Annotated in this window: 15 protein-coding genes; 6 read left to right on the top strand and 9 right to left on the bottom strand. The window is 74.4% G+C overall.

Annotation, left to right across the window (positions count from 1 at the left end):
• Window position 1: 1 nt before the first annotated feature.
• From JT723_RS03600 to JT723_RS03580, 5 genes are all read right to left on the bottom strand, one after another.
• On the bottom strand, window positions 2–811 hold the full coding sequence (locus JT723_RS03600) for an SDR family oxidoreductase (RefSeq protein ID WP_205042904.1): 810 nt from the start codon (window positions 809–811) through the stop codon (window positions 2–4).
• 101 nt (window positions 812–912) lie between these two features.
• Entirely contained in the window at window positions 913–1,800 is an 888-nt protein-coding gene (locus tag JT723_RS03595) for an alpha/beta hydrolase (protein WP_205042903.1), read from the bottom strand.
• A 202-nt stretch (window positions 1,801–2,002) separates the two neighbouring features.
• Window positions 2,003–3,247, bottom strand: coding sequence for a S53 family peptidase (locus JT723_RS03590; protein ID WP_240165034.1), 1,245 nt, complete (start codon window positions 3,245–3,247; stop codon window positions 2,003–2,005).
• Window positions 3,244–5,460 (bottom strand): molybdopterin-binding protein, encoded by a 2,217-nt coding sequence (locus JT723_RS03585; RefSeq protein ID WP_205042901.1) that lies wholly within the window; start codon window positions 5,458–5,460, stop codon window positions 3,244–3,246. The genes JT723_RS03590 and JT723_RS03585 overlap by 4 nt, the downstream gene beginning before the upstream one ends.
• A 208-nt stretch (window positions 5,461–5,668) precedes the next feature.
• Window positions 5,669–7,141 carry an MFS transporter gene (locus JT723_RS03580; protein WP_307794108.1) on the bottom strand — a complete coding sequence of 491 codons (1,473 nt, stop codon included), beginning with the start codon at window positions 7,139–7,141 and terminating at the stop codon, window positions 5,669–5,671.
• A gap of 96 nt (window positions 7,142–7,237) precedes the next feature.
• Between JT723_RS03580 and JT723_RS03575 the strand changes: the two genes are divergently transcribed.
• Complete coding sequence (locus tag JT723_RS03575) at window positions 7,238–7,987, top strand: TetR/AcrR family transcriptional regulator (protein ID WP_205042899.1); 750 nt, start codon at window positions 7,238–7,240, stop codon at window positions 7,985–7,987.
• Between the two features lie 140 nt (window positions 7,988–8,127).
• Here JT723_RS03575 and JT723_RS03570 read toward each other — a convergent pair whose 3' ends face one another.
• The gene (locus JT723_RS03570; RefSeq protein ID WP_372441216.1) at window positions 8,128–8,328 is read right to left on the bottom strand and encodes an alpha/beta hydrolase; all 201 of its coding nucleotides are present in this window, start codon (window positions 8,326–8,328) and stop codon (window positions 8,128–8,130) included.
• A gap of 61 nt (window positions 8,329–8,389) precedes the next feature.
• Here JT723_RS03570 and JT723_RS03565 point away from each other — a divergent pair, with 61 nt between their 5' ends.
• The 4 genes from JT723_RS03565 (at window position 8,390) to JT723_RS03550 (ending at window position 11,529) form a co-directional block, all read left to right on the top strand.
• Window positions 8,390–8,944, top strand: coding sequence for a TetR/AcrR family transcriptional regulator (locus tag JT723_RS03565; protein WP_205042898.1), 555 nt, complete (start codon window positions 8,390–8,392; stop codon window positions 8,942–8,944).
• A gap of 103 nt (window positions 8,945–9,047) precedes the next feature.
• Window positions 9,048–10,220 (top strand): hypothetical protein, encoded by a 1,173-nt coding sequence (locus tag JT723_RS03560; protein ID WP_205042897.1) that lies wholly within the window; start codon window positions 9,048–9,050, stop codon window positions 10,218–10,220.
• A 62-nt stretch (window positions 10,221–10,282) separates the two neighbouring features.
• Window positions 10,283–10,855, top strand: a complete 573-nt coding sequence (locus JT723_RS03555; protein WP_205042896.1) for an RNA polymerase sigma factor — start codon at window positions 10,283–10,285, stop codon at window positions 10,853–10,855.
• Window positions 10,852–11,529, top strand: a complete 678-nt coding sequence (locus tag JT723_RS03550; RefSeq protein WP_205042895.1) for a hypothetical protein — start codon at window positions 10,852–10,854, stop codon at window positions 11,527–11,529. The genes JT723_RS03555 and JT723_RS03550 overlap by 4 nt, the downstream gene beginning before the upstream one ends.
• 128 nt (window positions 11,530–11,657) lie before the next feature.
• On the opposite strand, the gene JT723_RS03545 is transcribed toward JT723_RS03550, so the two are convergent.
• A complete protein-coding gene (locus tag JT723_RS03545) occupies window positions 11,658–12,206 on the bottom strand; it encodes a hypothetical protein (protein WP_205042894.1) in 549 nt (182 codons plus the stop codon).
• Window positions 12,207–12,494: 288 nt separating this feature from the next.
• Between JT723_RS03545 and JT723_RS03540 the strand changes: the two genes are divergently transcribed.
• Window positions 12,495–13,031 carry a YceI family protein gene (locus JT723_RS03540; RefSeq protein WP_205042893.1) on the top strand — a complete coding sequence of 179 codons (537 nt, stop codon included), beginning with the start codon at window positions 12,495–12,497 and terminating at the stop codon, window positions 13,029–13,031.
• Between the two features lie 48 nt (window positions 13,032–13,079).
• On the opposite strand, the gene JT723_RS03535 is transcribed toward JT723_RS03540, so the two are convergent.
• Both JT723_RS03535 and JT723_RS03530 read right to left on the bottom strand, forming a co-directional pair.
• Window positions 13,080–14,459: a nitrosuccinate lyase gene (locus JT723_RS03535; protein WP_205042892.1), complete on the bottom strand. Its 1,380-nt coding sequence runs from the start codon at window positions 14,457–14,459 to the stop codon at window positions 13,080–13,082.
• Window positions 14,456–16,456, bottom strand: coding sequence for an FAD/NAD(P)-binding protein (locus JT723_RS03530; RefSeq protein ID WP_205042891.1), 2,001 nt, complete (start codon window positions 16,454–16,456; stop codon window positions 14,456–14,458). Before JT723_RS03530 ends, JT723_RS03535 begins: the two co-directional genes overlap by 4 nt.
• Between the last annotated feature and the right edge of the window lie 6 nt (window positions 16,457–16,462).

The raw sequence follows: 16,462 nt of genomic DNA, 5'->3' as shown, positions 1-16,462 counted from the left end.
CTCAGCCGCCGGTGGCGAAGCCGGGGAAGAGCGTCATGCCCCCGTCGACGAACAAGGTGGTGCCGACGACGTAGTCGAGCAGGTCGGAGGAGATCGCGACGACGGCGTTGGCGATGTCGTCGGGGTCGCCGACGCGGCGGTAGGGGATCAGCTTGAGCAGTTCCGCCTCGGCTTCCGGGGTGTCCCAGGCGGCGGTGTTGATGGGGGTGCGGATGGCGCCGGGGGCGACGGCGTTCACCCGGATGTGCTGGGGGGCCAGCTCCTGGGCGAGGGTCTGCATCAGCATGCCGACACCGCCCTTGGACGAGGCGTAGTTGACGTGGCCGCTCCAGGGGATGACCTGGTGGACCGAGCTCATGCAGACGATCTTCCCCGCGGACTTCGACACCTCGGGGACGACACCGCGGCGGACGAACTCCTTGGCGGCCTCGCGCGCGCACAGGAACTGCCCGGTGAGGTTGACGTCGATGACCTTCTGCCACTGGGCGAGCGACATCTGCGCGACGGCGGCGTCCCGTTGCAGGCCGGCGTTGGCGACCATGATGTCGATGGTGCCGAACTCCTCCACCATGCGGGCCACCATGGCGACGACCTGGTCCTCGTCGGACACGTCCGCCTCGTGGGCGTAGGCGCGGACCCCGAACCCGGTGATCTCGTCGACGACTTGCCGGGCCGCGTCGGCGCCGGCGACGTAGTTGACCACGACGTCGGCGCCGGCCCGGCCCAGCGCGATCGCGGTCGCCTTGCCGATACCGGAGTTGGCACCGGTCACCAGCGCCTTCTGCCCTGCCAGGAGTTGTACGGACGTCATGGGCCGAGCGAAGCACCCGCCGCCGGAGGCGGGCGCCCGGACGCGCCCACCCCGGCGCACAACGGCAGGGCAGGTCACCGGAACGGGCTACGCCCCGGGGGTCACAGGCCCAGCAGGGGGCGTACCCAGGCGGCCAGCCGGGCGATCGCGTCGTCGGCCTCGGGGGCGCGGCCCGCCATCATCTGGAAGGTGTGCTGCATCTCGGGGAAGACGTCGAGGCGGACCTCGACCCCGGCCTTCTCGGCGTGCTCGGCCAGCCGCCGGGAGTCGTCGAGCAGCACCTCGTGGCCGCCGACCTGGATGTACAGCGGCCCGAAGCCGGTCAGGTCGGCGTACAGGGCGTTGACGTACGGGTCGCGGGGGCTGGTGCCGTTGAGGTATCCGGCGGCCATCTGCGCCACCCAGGGCTGGTTGAACAGCGCCTCGACCTCGCGGTTGGTCTCCATCGTCCCCCCGGTGACCTCCATGTCGACCCACGGCGAGATCGGCATCGTGGCTGCGGGCAGCGGCAGGCCCTCGTCGCGGGCGCGCAGCTGCAGCCCGAACAGCGCGACGGCAGCGGCGGAGTCCCCGGCCAGGGCGATGTGCTCGGGCCGCACCCCCGTGGCCAGCAGCGCCTTGTACGAGGCGAACACCGTGTCCAGGGCGACCGGGTGCGCCCCCTGCGGCAGCAGCGGGTAGCCGACGACCAGGGCGCGTACGCCGGCGGCCTTCGCCAGGTGGGCGAACATCCTGCGGTGGGTGTGGACCGACCCGGACACGAATCCGCCGCCGTGCACGCAGAAGAGCACCCGGTCCCGGTCGCTGTCGTGCGGGGTGACCCACCAGGCGGTCGACCCGGCGACCTCGGCCTCCTGGTAGTCGACACCGCCCGGCTCGGAGGTCAGGACGTCCCACTGCCGCTGGTCGTGGATCGGATCGCCCTCGGCCGGTCCGGCCAGCCACGTCCGGTAGATCGCCGCCACGGCGGCGGACTGCGCACTTGCCATTGTCGTTCCCGTCCTCGTGCCCCTGGCCTTCCCCGGGGCTGTCCCGGTGCCCCGCGGGGCCCTCGTCCGTACGGACACCGCTGACGGCCGGAAGTCACCGCACGGACCGGACGGGCCTGCGGTCAGGTCGCGGGTGCGGGCGGGGACGGCGCGCGGCCCGGGCCGGAGGGTGTCCGGGCCGGGCCGCGCGTCCTCCAGGGGGTCAGAAGGCGGTCAGGCCGAGGGGTGTGCCGTTGCCGGTCGGGCCGTCGTAGCCGGGGACGGCGGTGCACTGGTAGTCGCCGCCGCAGTCCGTGCCGGCCGCGTTGCTGCCGGTGGCCACGTCGGTCAGGCCGGCAGCGGCGGTGTAGAGGCGGGAGGCGTCGGGGAAGCGCGCCGGGTGGCCGGCCAGGGCGATCACCGCGGCGAGCATCGGTGACGAGGCGCTGGTGCCGCCCACCACCGACCAGCCGGCGGCCTGCCCGCCCGTCTCGTCGGTGGTGTACACGGCCAGGCCGGTCTCGGGGTCGGCGTCCATCGAGACGTCGGAGGTCATCCGGCCGGGGCAGTTGGGGTCGTGCTGCCAGGCGGGCTTGTCCACCCAGGCCGAGCAGCCGCTGCCCGCCCCCTCCCATGCGCTCTCCGTCCAGCCGCGGGCGCTGCCCGGGTCGGCGGTGAGCGTGGTACCGCCCGCGGTGATCACGCTCTGGTAGGCGGCGGGGACGCTGGGGATGCCGTAGCCCGCGTCGCCCGAGGACGCGACGACGGCCACACCGGGGTGCGTGTAGTGGGCGGCGAAGGCGGCGTTCTGGTTGCTCTCCGATGCCGCGTAGCTGTTGGAGATCTCGGTGGCGCCCAGGGCGGCGGCGGTGTCCACCGAGGCGGCCAGCGTGTCGCCCGCCGCCTGGTCGGCCTCGACCAGCAGCAGATGGCAGGACGGGCACAGCGCGGAGGCGGCGTCCAGGTCGAGCGCGGCCTCCACGCCCCAGCCCAGGTCGGGCGGCAGCGGGGCGGCGTCGCCGCGCTGGTTGGCCTTGCGGAAGCAGCCGTTGGCCGTGGTGCAGGGCGGCAGGCCGAAGGTCGTGCGGTAGACGGCCAGGTCGGCTTCCGCCTGCGGGTCGTCGCCCGCCTCGACGACGGCGATGGTCTGGCCGGTGCCGCCCTCCGCGGGCAGCCGGTAGGCGGCGCGCAGTTCCGACGGGCCGTATCCGGGCGGCAGTTCGGCGAGTGCGGTGCTGCGGGCGTTCGGGCCGCGTACGCCGAGGCCCGCGTGGACGTCGGTACGCACCTGGGCCAGGCAGTGCACGGCGCCCGGGTCCGCCGGGCCGCACACCGCGCGTACGGGGGCGGGGGACGCGGTGGCAGGTGCGGCGGGGAGCAGGAGGAGGGCGGCGGCGGCCGCCACGCACCACAGCGACGTCCTGCGGGCGGACCTCGGACGGGCGGGCCACCCAACGGTGCGTGTCATCGCAGACCCCCCTCGGCCAGGCTGTACGCGGCGGTGACCGTCTGGGTGAGGGTGCCGCCTGCTGCGTCGGCCGCGGTGACCTTGAGGGCGGGGGCGGCGGTGCCGGTGTTCTGCCAGGTGGCGTGGTAAGTGCCGGCCGCGCCGGTGAGGGCCGCGGGCTGCCAGGTGGTGCCGCCGTCGAAGGAGACCGACACCGCGGCCGAGGTGATCGCGGCCTGCGAGCCGCGGCCGTCGTAGGACAGGTGGCCCACGGTGAGGTCCATCGCCTGCCCGGCCCCGGTGCTGGTGTTGGACTGGTCGGTGTCCAGGCGGTAGGTGAGGGTCAGGGCCGGCATGATCCGGCAGTCGGTCTCCGGGCACGGCACGTTTGCGGGCAGGGCGAGCGCGGGATCGCTGCCTCCGGGGTCGCGGAAGCCGAGGTCGGTGTGGGTGCGGGTCGACTGGGTGGCGCCGGTGCCGGTGCGATCGGTGTCGAACACCGCCCGGTAGGTGGCGGGTTGGCCGGTGGCCGGCACCTGGGCGCCGATGACGTCCGGCTCGTCCGCGACCTTCGTGCCGTTCTGGTAGAGCGTGAAGTTCGTGGACGTGGCGGAGGTGCTGCCGATGTGGTCGGGTTCGCTGTCGCCGGTCGGGAAGTACAGGCTGAACAGCCCGCCGCCCGCGCAGGCCGTGCAGTCCCGCAGCTGCTGGTCGCGGTGCGCGCCCAGGCCCGGCGCGAGCGGTCCGTGCGCCCAGTCGATCCGGTGGGTGGAGCCGGCGGCCAGGGTCGTGATGTCGGCCTCGAACGTGTCCAGTTGCGGGGTCAGTTCGGTGTACGACCAGGCGCCGCCGTCGGCGGTGCCCATGTACTCGGTGCGGGTGCCGGGGATGTGCGTGGCGCCCTGGTCGACCGGCGGGGCGAGGACGGCCTGCCCCGCGGCCTCCACCGCCCGGGTGAAGTCGTCGACGGGCAGCACGTAGAGGGCGCCGGAGAAGCCGCCGCCCGCCGGGTCGGCGGAGAAGTGCTGCTCCATGGTGGCCAGTTGGTCGTCCCGTACGGCGAAGGACTGGTCGGCGGGTACGTCGTCGGAGCCGAAGGCCACGTCGTAGCGGTAGGCACCGCTGCCGGTGGCGGAGCCGGAGCTGCCGCCCCACTGGACGGTGTAGCGCGAGCCGTCGGGCGCGGCGGGCTGTGCGTTGACGTACACCGCCTCGGTCGAGGGGTCGCCGATCTGGACGCTGTCGAAGGAGACCAGGCCGGTCGGACCCTTGCGGAACCAGGTGAGTTTGAGCAGGTCGGCCTTCGCGGGCCGGGGTGTGGTGACGCCGACCCGCCGGTCGGCGGCGCTCTCGTCGGCGGTCACGGCGGTGGTGCCGCCGCTGTCGGCCACGGTGGCGTTCTGTGCGACCTCGCGGTAGGCGACGGCGTTGCCCTGTGCGTCGTGGTCGAGGAAGACGGTGTAGATCGCGTAATGGCCCGCGGGGACCTGGACGTTGCCCTCGCCGCCGTCCACCGGGACGGCGGTGCCGAAGCGGCTGACGTCGTCGGTGTTGAGCACGATGCTGCCCATCGGGGTGTCGGCCGGCGCCCCCGCCAGGCCCGCCGCGGTGATCTGCAGGGTGTGCAGCGGGAAGTCCGGGTGGGCCGCCGCCTGCGGTGCGCCGCGCAGCCGTACGGAGGCCAGCGACGGCGGGAGGCGGTGCTCCCGTACGGCCTGCGCGAAGGCGGCGGGCGTCAGGTAACCGGCGGCCGTCGAGCGGCCGGTGGAGGTCGAGGTCGAGGTGAGCTGGACGCCGTGCGGGGCCGTGGGGGTGGCGCCGTCGGCGAAGTCCAGCGTCACGGGTATGCGGCCGTCCTGCGTGGTCTGCCGGGCGAGCGCGGTGACGTCGAAGAGCGACAGGTCGAGCCCGCGGCCGATCTGCGGCATGGCGTCGGCGGGCAGGGTGTAGCGGTCGCCGCCGCCGACGCCGAAGGACAGCAGCGTCCCGTCGGCGCCCGCGCCGGGCAGCACACGGTAGGCGGTGACGCGTTCGCCCGCCATGTCGACGCGGATGCGCTGGCCCGTGACGAGTGTGAGGGTCTTCGAGGCGGGCGGTGCAATGGGCCGTACCTGGGGGGAGGTCGGGGCGGGGGCTGCGGTGGCGGGCGGGCCGCCGGTCAGTGCCGCGGCGGCGGCCACCGCGGCCGAGACCGCGAGCGCGGACGCCGCGCGGCCGTTTCCTCGTGTGGTCATGGTGTTCCTCCGTGGGGGGATTTCTGGGGGATGTACGCCGCGCCGTCCGCGTACCTGCTGCTGCGGACGCCGATTCGTGGCACCCCCACGGGAGTTCACTGTGACACAAGTTACTTCGGTGACCCAGGGTGCGGTCGTGACGCGTCGTCATGGACAGAACGCGGCAACCGGCGCTGGGAGCCCGGGCCTTGACGGCGGGCGGGGGCGGTCAGCCGTGACCGTGCGCCGCTTGGGCGTGCCGCGGCAGCAGGCCCACCAGCAGCAGCGTCACCGTGTTCAGCGCTGCGGTGACGGCGAACACCAGCGCGGCCGCGGCCAGGTAGGAGTGCGGGGAGTGGGCCGGGGCGTGGGCGGCGCGGCTGAAGAACACCGTGCCCAGGGCCGCGACGCCGACGGCACCGGCGAACTGCTGGACGGCGTTGAGCATGCCGGCGCCCGTGCCGACCTCCTCGGCGGTGGCGTCGCCGATGACGAAGTCGACCAGCGGCACGAAGACCAGGCCGGAGCCGAAGCCGGTGACCAGCAGCGCGGGTGCGAGCCGCCACACCGTGACGTCCGTGCCCCAGCGGGCGGTCGACCACCACAGGGCCAGCAGTCCGGCCACCGCGACGGCCAGCCCCAGCTGGAGGCTCGCGCGGCCCAGCCGCTCGGCGAGCACCGCACCGGCCAGCAGTACGGCGGCCGCGGTGCCGGCGGCCCACGGGACGAGGGTCAGCCCGGTGTGCAACGGGGTCCAGCCCAGGCCCAGTTGCAGCATCAGGTTGACGACAAGGACGAAGGCGCTCAGCGAGGCGTAGAAGCCGGCGACGACGACCAGGCCGCCGACGAAGCTGCGTCTGCGCAGCAGGGTGGGCGCGATGACCGGGTGGGCGCTGCGCCGCTCGGAGACCACGAAGAGGCCGAGCAGGACGGCGGCGCCGCCCATCATGGCGTACGTCCAGGCGGGCCAGCCGAGGTCGCGGCCCTGGATGAGCGGGACGATCAGCAGCGCGGAGGCGGCGGTGAGCAGGCCGACGCCTGCCAGGTCGAGGCGGGCGGCCGGGTCCTCGCCGCCGCGGCGGGGCAGCACGCGGCGGGCGAGCAGTCCCGCGGCGACCCCGAGGGGGACGTTGATCAGGAAGATCGGGCGCCACCGGCTGCCGTAGAGGTTCAGGTGCAGCAGCCAGCCGGCCAGGACGGGTCCCGCCACGGTGGCCAGGCCCATGATCGGGCCGATCGGCATCAGCGCCTTGCGCAACCGCTCGGGCGGGAAGACGACCTTCACCAGGGCCAGGCCCTGCGGGATCATGACCGACCCGCACAGGCCCTGCAAGGTGCGGGCGGTGATCAGGAAGACCGGTCCTGGTGCGAGGCCGCAGGCCAGCGAGGCCGCGGTGAAGCCGGTCATGCCGAGCAGGAAGAGCCGGCGCCGCCCGAGCAGGTCGCCGAGCCGCCCGGAGGTGACCAGGCCGAGGGCGAAGGCCGCGGTGTAGGCGCTCAGCACCCACTGGACGGTGACCTGGCCGCCGCCGAGGTCGGCGCGGATGGCGGGGCCTGCGAGGGTGGCGACGCTGGAGTCGACCAGGTCCATCAGGTCGGCGAGGAAGACGACGGCCAGGACGAGCCAGGCGGTACGCGGTGGCAGCGTGGCGGGGGTCGGGTGGTCGGCGGGTGGTTGCGACACGTGCTGGTCAGTAGACACGAACACTGTTCTACAGCGGAACGCTGTTCTATACAAGGCGAACGGTGTTCTTCGTGATGTGGAACACTGTTCGTGGCGATTCGCTAGACTGCCCGCATGTCACCGAACCCGCAGCAACGGCGTGCAGCGCGTCACCGGCTCGGCACCGACCAGGACGCCCCCGCGGCCCGGCGCGGGCCCTCCGGCGGGCGCAAGAAGCCGATCACGGTCGACGCCATCGTCAGCACCGCCTTCGGCATCGTGGAGCGGGAGGGCTACCCGGCCCTCACGATGCGCCGGGTCGCCGCCGTCCTGGAGACCGGGCCGTCCTCCCTCTACGCCCACGTGGTCAACAAGGAGGACCTCGACGAGCTGCTCATCGGCCGGCTGTGCGCCGAGATCGAGCTGCCCGAGCCCGACCCCACCGCCTGGCGGCAGCAGATCGCCGGCGTCTGCACCCAGCTGCGCGACCAGTACCTGCGCTACCCCGGGATCACCCAGGCGTCCTTCGCCGCCGCCCCCTCCAACCTGGACACGCTGCGGGTCGGCGAAGGCATGCTCGCCATCCTGCTGGCCGGCGGTGTGCAGCCGCAGGCCGCCGCCTGGGCGATCGACTCGCTCTCGCTGTACGTCAACGCCTACTGCCTGGAGCACTCGATGGCCCGCGGGCGGCTCCAGGACGGCGGCGAGGGCTGGGTGCTCAGCCGCGCAGAACTCCTGCGCCGCTTCGCCGCGCTGCCCGACAGCTACCCGCAGACCAAGCGCTACGCCGCCGAGCTGACCGCGGGAACGGTGCACGACCGCTTCGACTTCACCCTCGGCCTGATGGTCGACGGACTCCCCAGGAGCGGGGCCGCGGATACGTGAAGCTCCTGTGAACACCCTGCGCCTGCGCTGTCGGAGGGGCGCCTATGCTTCGTCCGACGATCACGCGGACCAGGGGAGGGCGCGCCACCGGGGCCGGTCGTCCGGCCGGGGTCCGGCATCCGGCATCCGGCGTGCGCCGGTCATCCGGTCAGGGCCGTGCGGAGGAAGGCGGTGATCTCCGTGCGGGCCGGGGCGGCATGCGGGGCCATGCCCGGCATGCTCAGGAAGGCGTGGCCGGCGCCCTCGTACTCGGTCAGGCGGGTGGGGGTGCCGGCGGTACGGAGGGCTTCGGCGTAGCGGCGGCCGTGGTCGGCGACCGGGTCGTGGGTCGGCACCACCACGAGCGCGGGCGGCAGCCCGCCCAGGTCGTCGGCGTGCAGCGGCGAGAGCGGGCGCGGGTCGGTGCCGCTCGGGACGGCGAGCCGTTCGAGCCTCTACCGGCACTTCCGTAACAAGACCGACCTGCTGCGTGCGGTCGCCGACCGCATCCTGGTGTCCGCCATGGAGGGCCACCGCCCCGAGGGCGACTGGCGGCAGCGCATCCACACCCTGGCCCTGCGGCTGCGCGAGGCCTTCGGGCAGCAGCCGCAACTCGCCGCGGTCTGGGGCCGCTACGCCTCGGGCGGCACCGGCGCCCGGCTGGTCATGGAGGAGCTGCTGCAGGCCCTGCGCGCCTCGGGACTGCCCGACGAGGACATCCCGGCCCACTACCACCGGCTGGTGATCCTGATCGCCGCCCTGCTCTCCGCCGAGGCGGGCGTCAGCTCCCTGACCCCGGAGGAGTACGCCCAGGGCACGGAACTCTTCCGCGTCTCCGTCCTGGGCGCCGACCCGGCCGACTACCCCGCCCTGTCCCACTTCGCCCGCGCCCTCCAGCCCCTGGGCGCCGACCGCCCCGCGGCCTTCGAGTCCATCCTGACGGCCCACCTGGACCACATCGCGGCCACCCTCCCCTGAGCGCGGGGGCGTTGCGGGATTCCCGGGACCCCGCGCGGGCGGGTGCGCCAGGATGGGCGCCTGGATCCGGCGCGGCGCGGCGGTGGTGGGAATGGCGGTGGGTGTGAGCAGTGGGGATCTGGTGCGGCTCGGGATCGCCGGGTTTCTGGAGATCGGTGTGCTGCCGCCGCTGTGCTACCTGGCGGCCCGGCTGATCCTGCGGGAGATCGGCATGTCGAACTTCTGGCGGGGCGGCCGGGTGCTGTTCGTGTGGCCGGTCCGGGTGGACGAGCGGCTGTGCCGGCGGCAGGCCAGGCGGATGCTGGCCGTGGTGCGCTACCACGGGCACCCGATGGGTCTGACGACCGCCGAGCTGTCCGCGGCGCTGCGGCACGCGACCCGGGTGCAGCGCACCGTCAGGTCGACCACCAACGCGGTCTCGCTCGGGGCCGGCATCCCGGTGGTGGCGGCCTTCGGCGCGGTGGTCTGGGCGATGGTGGCCCAGGCGGCGGCCTACGACGTCGCCGTCCTGATGGTCACCCTGGTCGCGGTGTACATGTGCGGTGCGGCCGTCGCGCTGCAGGCGTCGCGGCAGTCCAAGGACTGGGCCAGGTTCGTCGCGGACGACGCCGCGGCCGTCACCTGCCGGCAACTGCTGCTGGAGTTCGCCGACTTCGCCCGCAAGGACGGCAGCCCCGTCTACGTCGAATACCTCGCGGGCCGGCTCTGCCGGGAGCTGGGCGACTTCGTCTCCACCGAGCGCAACTTCCCCGACAAGGAGCGCTCCAAGCAGCTCAAGGCCCATGTGGCCGCGGTGCAGCAGGAGTTGCACGCCCTGACCAACGGGGTGCTGCGGGACGGTGCGGGCGCGGTGCCGGCCTTCGCCGCCGCGATGTCCGTCCTGACCGAGCGGCTGGTCCAGGAGCGCTGGCTGCGGCTGCTGGACGTGGCCGACGTGGCCGAGGACCCGGTCCGCACCGAGACCGCGACGCAGCAGGAGGCGGCCAAGCGGGACGGCTGGATCGTCGTCGGCGGCTCGCTGACCGCGGCGCTCGGGCTGGGCGCGGCGGCGACGCTGGGCATCCCGCTCGCGGCGGCGGTGCCCGCGGCCGTCGTCTTCCTGCTGGGGCCTGCGACGCTGTGGGGCAGCAAGAACCTCGGCTGGTCGCCGCGCGACCTGCTGCGGACGGCCCAGCGCAGCGTCGAGCAGACGGCCGCGCAGCCGCAGGCGGCACCCGAAGCCGCGCCCGCCGCGGCCCAGGCCGCCGCGCCCGGGGAGTCGCCGGCGCAGCCGTGAACCGATCCGGGGCGCACAAACGCAATCCCTTTGCGCCCCGCGTCCGTAACTACGGTGTGCGGATGGGGACACCGGGTGAGCGGTTGCCGGATGAGGCGTTGCTCGCCGGGCTCGTGACGGGCGACGCCGACGTCGCCGTGGCGTTCGTCCGCAGGTTCCAGGGGAGGGTGTACGGGGTGGCCGTCGCGGTGCTCGGCGATCGGGGGCTCGCGGAGGACGTCGCACAGCAGACGTTCGAGCGGGCGTGGAAGCACGGGCGGGTGTACGACGCGCGCCGCGGTTCCGTGCAGGCCTGGCTGTGCACCATCGCGCACAACCTGGCCGTGGACGTCGCCCGGGCACGCCGGGCCACCCCGGTGGACCCCACGGAGGTCGGGCGGCTGCTCGACGCCGTCGTCACCACCACCGAGGGGCAGGCCCTGGCCCGCGAGTCGGTGGCGGAGCTGCGGGCGGCCATCGCGGACCTGCCCAGGGAGCAGGCGCGGGCGGTGATGATGGCCGGCATCTACGGGCTGACGGCCAAGCAGGTCGCCGAGAGCGAGGGGATTCCGCTGGGCACCGCCAAGACGCGCATCAGACGGGCCATGGGGCGGCTGCGGGCCGCGCTGGCGGGCGAGACGACGGGCCGGCCGTGACCGGCGCCGCCGGCGGCTCCCCGCCCCCGCCCTGCCCCCGCCGCGACCTCGCGGCCGACCTCGCACTCGGCGTGCTGCACGGCCAGGAGCGGGCCGCGGCGCTCGCGCACGTCGCGGACTGCGAGGAGTGCGCGGGCCGCCTCGCGGCCTTCACCGCCGTCGGCGACGGGCTGCTCGCCCTGCTCCCGGAGGTCCAGCCGCCCGCTGGCTTCGAGCAGCGCGCCCTGGCCGCGCTCGGCCTGGGCGCCCGGCCCGCGGCGGCCCGGCGGTGGGTCCCCGCGGCTGCCGCCGCTGCCGCGGCGGCGCTGGTCTTCGGTGCCGCCGGCTGGTTCGCGGCGACCGCCGCGCACCACGGGCCGGGCGGCACCGCGGCCCCGGTCAGCAGGACCGCACCGCTGCTGAGCGCCGACCACCGCCCGGCCGGGCGGCTCTTCCTCTACGCCGGCGACCCGGCCCGGCTCTACATGGCGGTCAGCGGCGACCCGGGGCTGGGCGACCGCACCGTCTACTGCCAGCTGCTGCGGCGCGACGGCAGCGTCGTACCCGTCGGGTCCTTCCGGCTCGTCGGCGGCTCTGGGTGGTGGGACGCGCCTGCGCCGGCGGACGGGGCCGCGGTCACCGGTGCCCGGCTGGTGACCGCGGCCGGTGCGGTGCTGGCGTCCGGCAGCCTCTGACGCCGGGGCGGCAGCCGGTGCCGATGGGGGAGTCACCGGCTGCCGCGGACCGGCCGGGGGCGGCGGCCGGGGCCGAGGAGGGAGGGGTCGAGGAGGGCGGGTGCGGGCCGAAGGCGTGCGCGGGAGCGTCAGTCGGGGATGCCGACCACCTGCTCGGGGTCGGTCACGGTGATCTGCGGGTCGCCGCCGCAGCCCGCGCTCTGCCGGTCCAGGGTGCCGGTCATGAAGTAGAGGCCCTGGTCGTCCTCGGTGCCCTGCACCGAGCCGGTGTAGCGGCAGGTGCCCTGCGACGTGGTGATGTCCAGGTCGATGCCCGCGAGGGTGAAGGAGCGGCCCCCGCTGGTGCTGGTGAAGGTCCAGCCGAGCGAGTGCGGGGCCACGGTGACGCCCTCGTCGCAGGTCATCGTGAAGCTGTCGATGCGGGCGACCACGTCGCCGCTGCCGTCCGACGAGGTCACGGAACCCCGGAAGACGTCACCGCAGCTCGGTGCGAAGTACTCGTGCGTGACGCCGCCGAGCGAGGTGTCCCACCCGGTGTATCCCACGACGGTGGGCACTTGCGTGGCGCCGGCCGGCGAGGCCGCAGCCGGCGACGCCTGCGTGGCGCCGAGGAAAAGGGCGGCGGCTGCGCCCGCTCCGAGTGCGCCGAGCTGTACGGATCTCCGCCGTGCGGTCATGTCGTCTCCCTCAGGTGCGTCGCGATTGCCTTGCGCACTCATTACGTCGGGACGCGTCCGCGGGATTCGCCTCCCGTCCCCGGCCGTATGTGACGTGGGCCACTCAGGTGACCTGACGCCGTACCGTGCAGAAGAGCTGACGCCGTGTGAGGTCGCGGAAGGGGCCGTGTCATGATTGGTGACGCAGTGCGAGCCCGTCGTGCGGGAGATCCTGCGCATGGCGGTGTGACCACCCGTACCTTTGACCAGCTGTTACGGCTCGATTCACCGCGAGGAGCACTCAACGCCATGTCCACGCAAGGAAGCATTCCCGGTTACGAAGCCGGTACGTGGGTGATCGACTCCGCACGTTCCGAGGTCGCCTTCCAGGTACGCATGCTCGGCTTCATGAAAACCCGCGGCACCTTCGACGCCTTCGAGGGCACCGTCGTCTTAGCCGACAACCCGCTGGACTCCTCGGTCAACGCGGTCATCCAGGCCACGTCCATCAACACCAAGCACAAGCGGCGCGACCAGGACATCCAGCACGCCGGCTACCTGGACACCGGGACGTACCCGACGATCACCTTCGCCTCCACCGGGGTGCGCACCGACGGCGCCGACTTCCTGGTCGACGGCGACCTGACCGCGCTGGCCGTCACCAAGCAGTCCACGCTGCGGCTGAAGGTGCAGGGCATCGAGACCGGCGCCGACGGCAGGAAGACGGCCAGGTTCTCGGCCACCACCGAGGTCAGCAACAAGGCCATCGGGGTGACCAAGGGCTCGGCCTTCATCAACGACACCAGCCTGGTCTTCCTGGAGATCGTGGCGACCAAGCAGGACTGACACCATCGGGGACTTCCTGGGGGAGGGGGCCGGCCGCGGCCCCCTCCCTCACGGTTTGAGCGCCCGGTCCACCAGGGCTCCCGCCGCCCCGGTGTAGGCGGCCGGGTCGAGCAGCGCGGCCAGCTCCCGCCGGTCCAGCACCCCGTGCAGCTGGGGCAGTTCCGCCAGGACGTCGGCGAGGTCGCGGCCCTCGCGGGAGGCCCGCGACGAGGCCGCCGCCAGCAGCTCCTTGGCCGCCGACTTGCCCAACCGGGGTGCCAGGACGGCCGATACGCGCTCGGCGGCGATCCGGCCGCCGGTCGCCGCGAGGTTGGCGCGCATCCGCTCGGGGTGCACGGTCAGGCCCGCGGCCAGTTCGACGGCCGTGTGCGCGGCCCCGCCCGCCAGCCGCAGGCACTCGCGCAGCGGCAGCCACTCCGCCTGCCACAGGCCCGCCGCCCGCTCGTCCTCGGCGGGCAGGACCTGGGTCAGCACCGAGGCCAGCGCGGGGACCTGGACCGCGGCGGAGCGGATGAGGGTGGCGAGCACCGGGTTGCGCTTCTGCGGCATCGCGGAGGACACGCCGCGGCCCGCGGGCGACGGCTCGGCGACCTCGCCGATCTCGGTGCGGCTGAGCACCAGCACGTCGACGGCGATCTTGCCGAGGGCGCCCGCGGTGTGCGCGAGGACCGCGGCCAGGTCGGCCAGCGGGGTGCGCAGGGTGTGCCAGGGCAGCACGGGCACCGCGAGGCCGGTCTCGTCGGCGAAGGCCGCGACCAGGTCGACGACCGCGTCCGGGCCTGCGTCCTCACCGGCGTACTGCTGGTAGCCGGCGAGTGTGCCGGCGGCCCCGCCGAGGGACACGGGCAGTCCGCCGTCCGCGACCCGCTCCAGGCGCTCGGCCGCCTCCAGCACCACCTGCCGCCAGCCGGCGGCCTTGAGGCCGAAGGTGGTGGGCACCGCGTGCAGGGCCAGGGTGCGCCCGGCCATGACCGTGTCGCGGTGGGCGGCGGCCATGCCGGCCAGCGAGTCGGCGACGGCCCGCAGGTCGGCGCCGATCAGCCGCAGCGCCCTTGCGGCCACCAGCATCGCGCCGGTGTCCATGATGTCCTGGCTGGTCGAGCCGCGGTGCACGTACTCGGCGGCGGTGGGGGACCGGTCGGCGACCACCGAGGTGAGCGCCGCGACCAGCCCGACGACCGGGTTCGCCGTCTCGCGCGCGGCCACTGCCAGGGCGCGCACGTCGAGGTTCTCCGCGCGGGCGGCGGCGGTGATCGACGCGGCGGCGTGCGCGGGCACGGTGCCGCAGCGGACCTGGGCGCGTACGAGCGCGGCCTCCGCGTCGAGCATCGCCTGCAGCCATGCGGTGTCGCCGACGGCCGCCTCGACCGGGGTGCCGGCGCGGACCGGGGAGAGCAGGCCGGTGTCGGCCCAGGGGTCATGGCTCATGCGCCCGCACCCGCTGCGGTGCCGTAGCCGGTCAGGACCTGCTCGGGCAGCCGCACCGGCGGCAGTTGCGGTACGGGCAGGGCGAGGACGGCGGCGGCGATCGCGTCGGAGTCCTCCAGGGTGACCGAGCCGACGCCCGGCCTGATGCCGGCGGCCGTCACCCAGTGCACGGACTCGGTGGGCACCCCGTAGGCGAACCTGCGCGGGTGCGCCCTTCCGCGGGCGTCCAGCAGCCGGTAGGGGCGCTCGGACACCGCCAGGCCGCCGGTCTCGTAGTCGGTGCCGTCGGACCCGGCCACCCGGTAGGGGCGGCACTGACCGGTGCGCAGCAGCTGGCCCATCAGCGGGTCGGCGGTGCGCCGCAGGTCGATGTCCGGCAGCCGGCCCTCGATCAGCACGGTCGCCCGCACCAGCACGTCGGGGATCTCCCGCGAGGTGCACACGAAGGCGGGGGCGCCGGGGTCGGTGTCGATCTGCATGCCGGGGCCGGTCACGGCCAGCACCCCTGCGTCGATGAGCGCGGCCATCTCCTCGATGCGGGAGGCGGGCGGGCCGATCGACAGGTAGGCGTTGAGCGGGGTGTACCAGCCGTCCAGCTCGTCGCGGTGCGAGGCGGCGTCAAGACCGCCGTGGTCGACGGCGAGCCGCACCTCGTTGCGCAGGTCCCGCAGGATGTCGAGGGCGGCCTTGAAGGGGCCGCTGACATTGCCCTCGTGGGCCTTGCGCACGTCCTCGTCGAGGTAGCCGCGCAGCCAGGCGCGGAAGGCGGCCAGGTCGTGCAGGTCGCCGGCGTCGTAGGGGCGGGCGACGCGCGCCCAGTCCCAGCGCTCGGCCTCCTCGATGCCGGCCTCCTCCAGCAGCTCCCGCTCCGCCTCGCCGGGTGCCGAGGTGAGGTAGCGGGCGGCGAAGTCGGCTGCCGCGGTGGGGGTTTCCCTGCGGGCGATCAGCGTCTCGTAGTAGACGCTCTGCACTTCCATGGCGATCAGCGACCACAGCCCGGTGCCGAAGCGGATCGGCTCGCGGGCGGTGGAGGGGGTGCGCAGCGCGGCGACGTACTCGGCGGTCAGCAGCCGGGGGGCGTAACGGCCGTGCGCGCCCTTCTCGTTGTCGCCGCGGGCCTGGTAGGGCACACCCCGCCGGGAGCCGGCGAACAGCCGCGGCTCGCGGCCCGAGGGGCGGTAGACCAGCTGCCCGTCGACGCGTTCGAAGACGCCGCCCCTGCCGTGGGTGAACAGGGCCATGTAGTCGAAGAAGTTCAGGCCGAGGCCGCGGATCAGCACGTGCTCGCCGGGGGCGACGGACGACAGGTCCACGTCCGCGGGGTTGGCCGGCGGCACGTAGGTCAGGTTGGCGCCGGCGGCGAAGCCGGCCAGCTCCGCCTCGTCCCCCGTGGGCAGCACCGGTACGTGCCCCTGGGCGAGCATCACCGCGGAGAGTCCGGTCAGCAGGGTGCCGTCGTCCAGCAGTACGGTCTGCGGCCCGGCGCCGCCGAGGTCGGCGTCGCCGTCCACCAGGCCGATCGCCCGCGCCTTGTGGACGCGGACCGCCACGTGCGCGGGCGCGTTGGCGGCGACGTGCCGGAAGGCCCAGGTCAGGTACTGGCCGTAGAGCGCCCGGGTGGGGTAGGTGTCGGGGCCGAGCGCCCGCGCCTCGGACAGGGCCGCGTCGTCCATGGACGTCGCACCGGAGGTCGCCGCGATGTGTTCGAGGGCCTTGGCCCACTGGTAGAGGCTCGGCCCCTCCTCCAGCGGCCCCTCGATGTGGACGCTGGCGTCGGTGAAGACCGTCACCTGGGAGGCGACGGTGTTCATCAGCAGGTGCCGGGACTGGGTCGGCCGCCACACCCGGCCCGCACCGGGCGGGTCGGGGTCGACGACATGGACGGTGAGGGCGCGCCCGCGGGCGGACCTGCGCTCCTGGGCGCAGATCCGCTCCAGCAGGGAGAGGCCGCGCGGGCCTGCGCCGACGAGGCACACTTCGATGCGTCCGCCGCTCACAGCGGG

The sequence above is a fragment of the Actinacidiphila bryophytorum genome (assembly GCF_016916835.1).
Classification (GTDB): Bacteria; Actinomycetota; Actinomycetes; order Streptomycetales; family Streptomycetaceae; genus Actinacidiphila; species Actinacidiphila bryophytorum.
Note: the sequence above shows the minus strand (reverse complement) of the source record. Positions and strands in the feature narration are given on the sequence as shown.

What these genes read in the sequence shown, in the direction of transcription:
- JT723_RS03585 (WP_205042901.1), bottom strand. Translation starts at nt 5,460, where the DNA reads ATGACCACACGAGGAAACGGCCGCGCGGCGTCCGCGCTCGCGGTCTCG.
- JT723_RS03545 (WP_205042894.1), bottom strand. Translation starts at nt 12,206, where the DNA reads ATGACCGCACGGCGGAGATCCGTACAGCTCGGCGCACTCGGAGCGGGC.
- JT723_RS03540 (WP_205042893.1), top strand. Translation starts at nt 12,495, where the DNA reads ATGTCCACGCAAGGAAGCATTCCCGGTTACGAAGCCGGTACGTGGGTG.
- JT723_RS03535 (WP_205042892.1), bottom strand. Translation starts at nt 14,459, where the DNA reads ATGAGCCATGACCCCTGGGCCGACACCGGCCTGCTCTCCCCGGTCCGC.
- JT723_RS03590 (WP_240165034.1), bottom strand. Translation starts at nt 3,247, where the DNA reads ATGACACGCACCGTTGGGTGGCCCGCCCGTCCGAGGTCCGCCCGCAGG.
- JT723_RS03555 (WP_205042896.1), top strand. Translation starts at nt 10,283, where the DNA reads ATGGGGACACCGGGTGAGCGGTTGCCGGATGAGGCGTTGCTCGCCGGG.
- JT723_RS03600 (WP_205042904.1), bottom strand. Translation starts at nt 811, where the DNA reads ATGACGTCCGTACAACTCCTGGCAGGGCAGAAGGCGCTGGTGACCGGT.
- JT723_RS03595 (WP_205042903.1), bottom strand. Translation starts at nt 1,800, where the DNA reads ATGGCAAGTGCGCAGTCCGCCGCCGTGGCGGCGATCTACCGGACGTGG.
- JT723_RS03575 (WP_205042899.1), top strand. Translation starts at nt 7,238, where the DNA reads ATGTCACCGAACCCGCAGCAACGGCGTGCAGCGCGTCACCGGCTCGGC.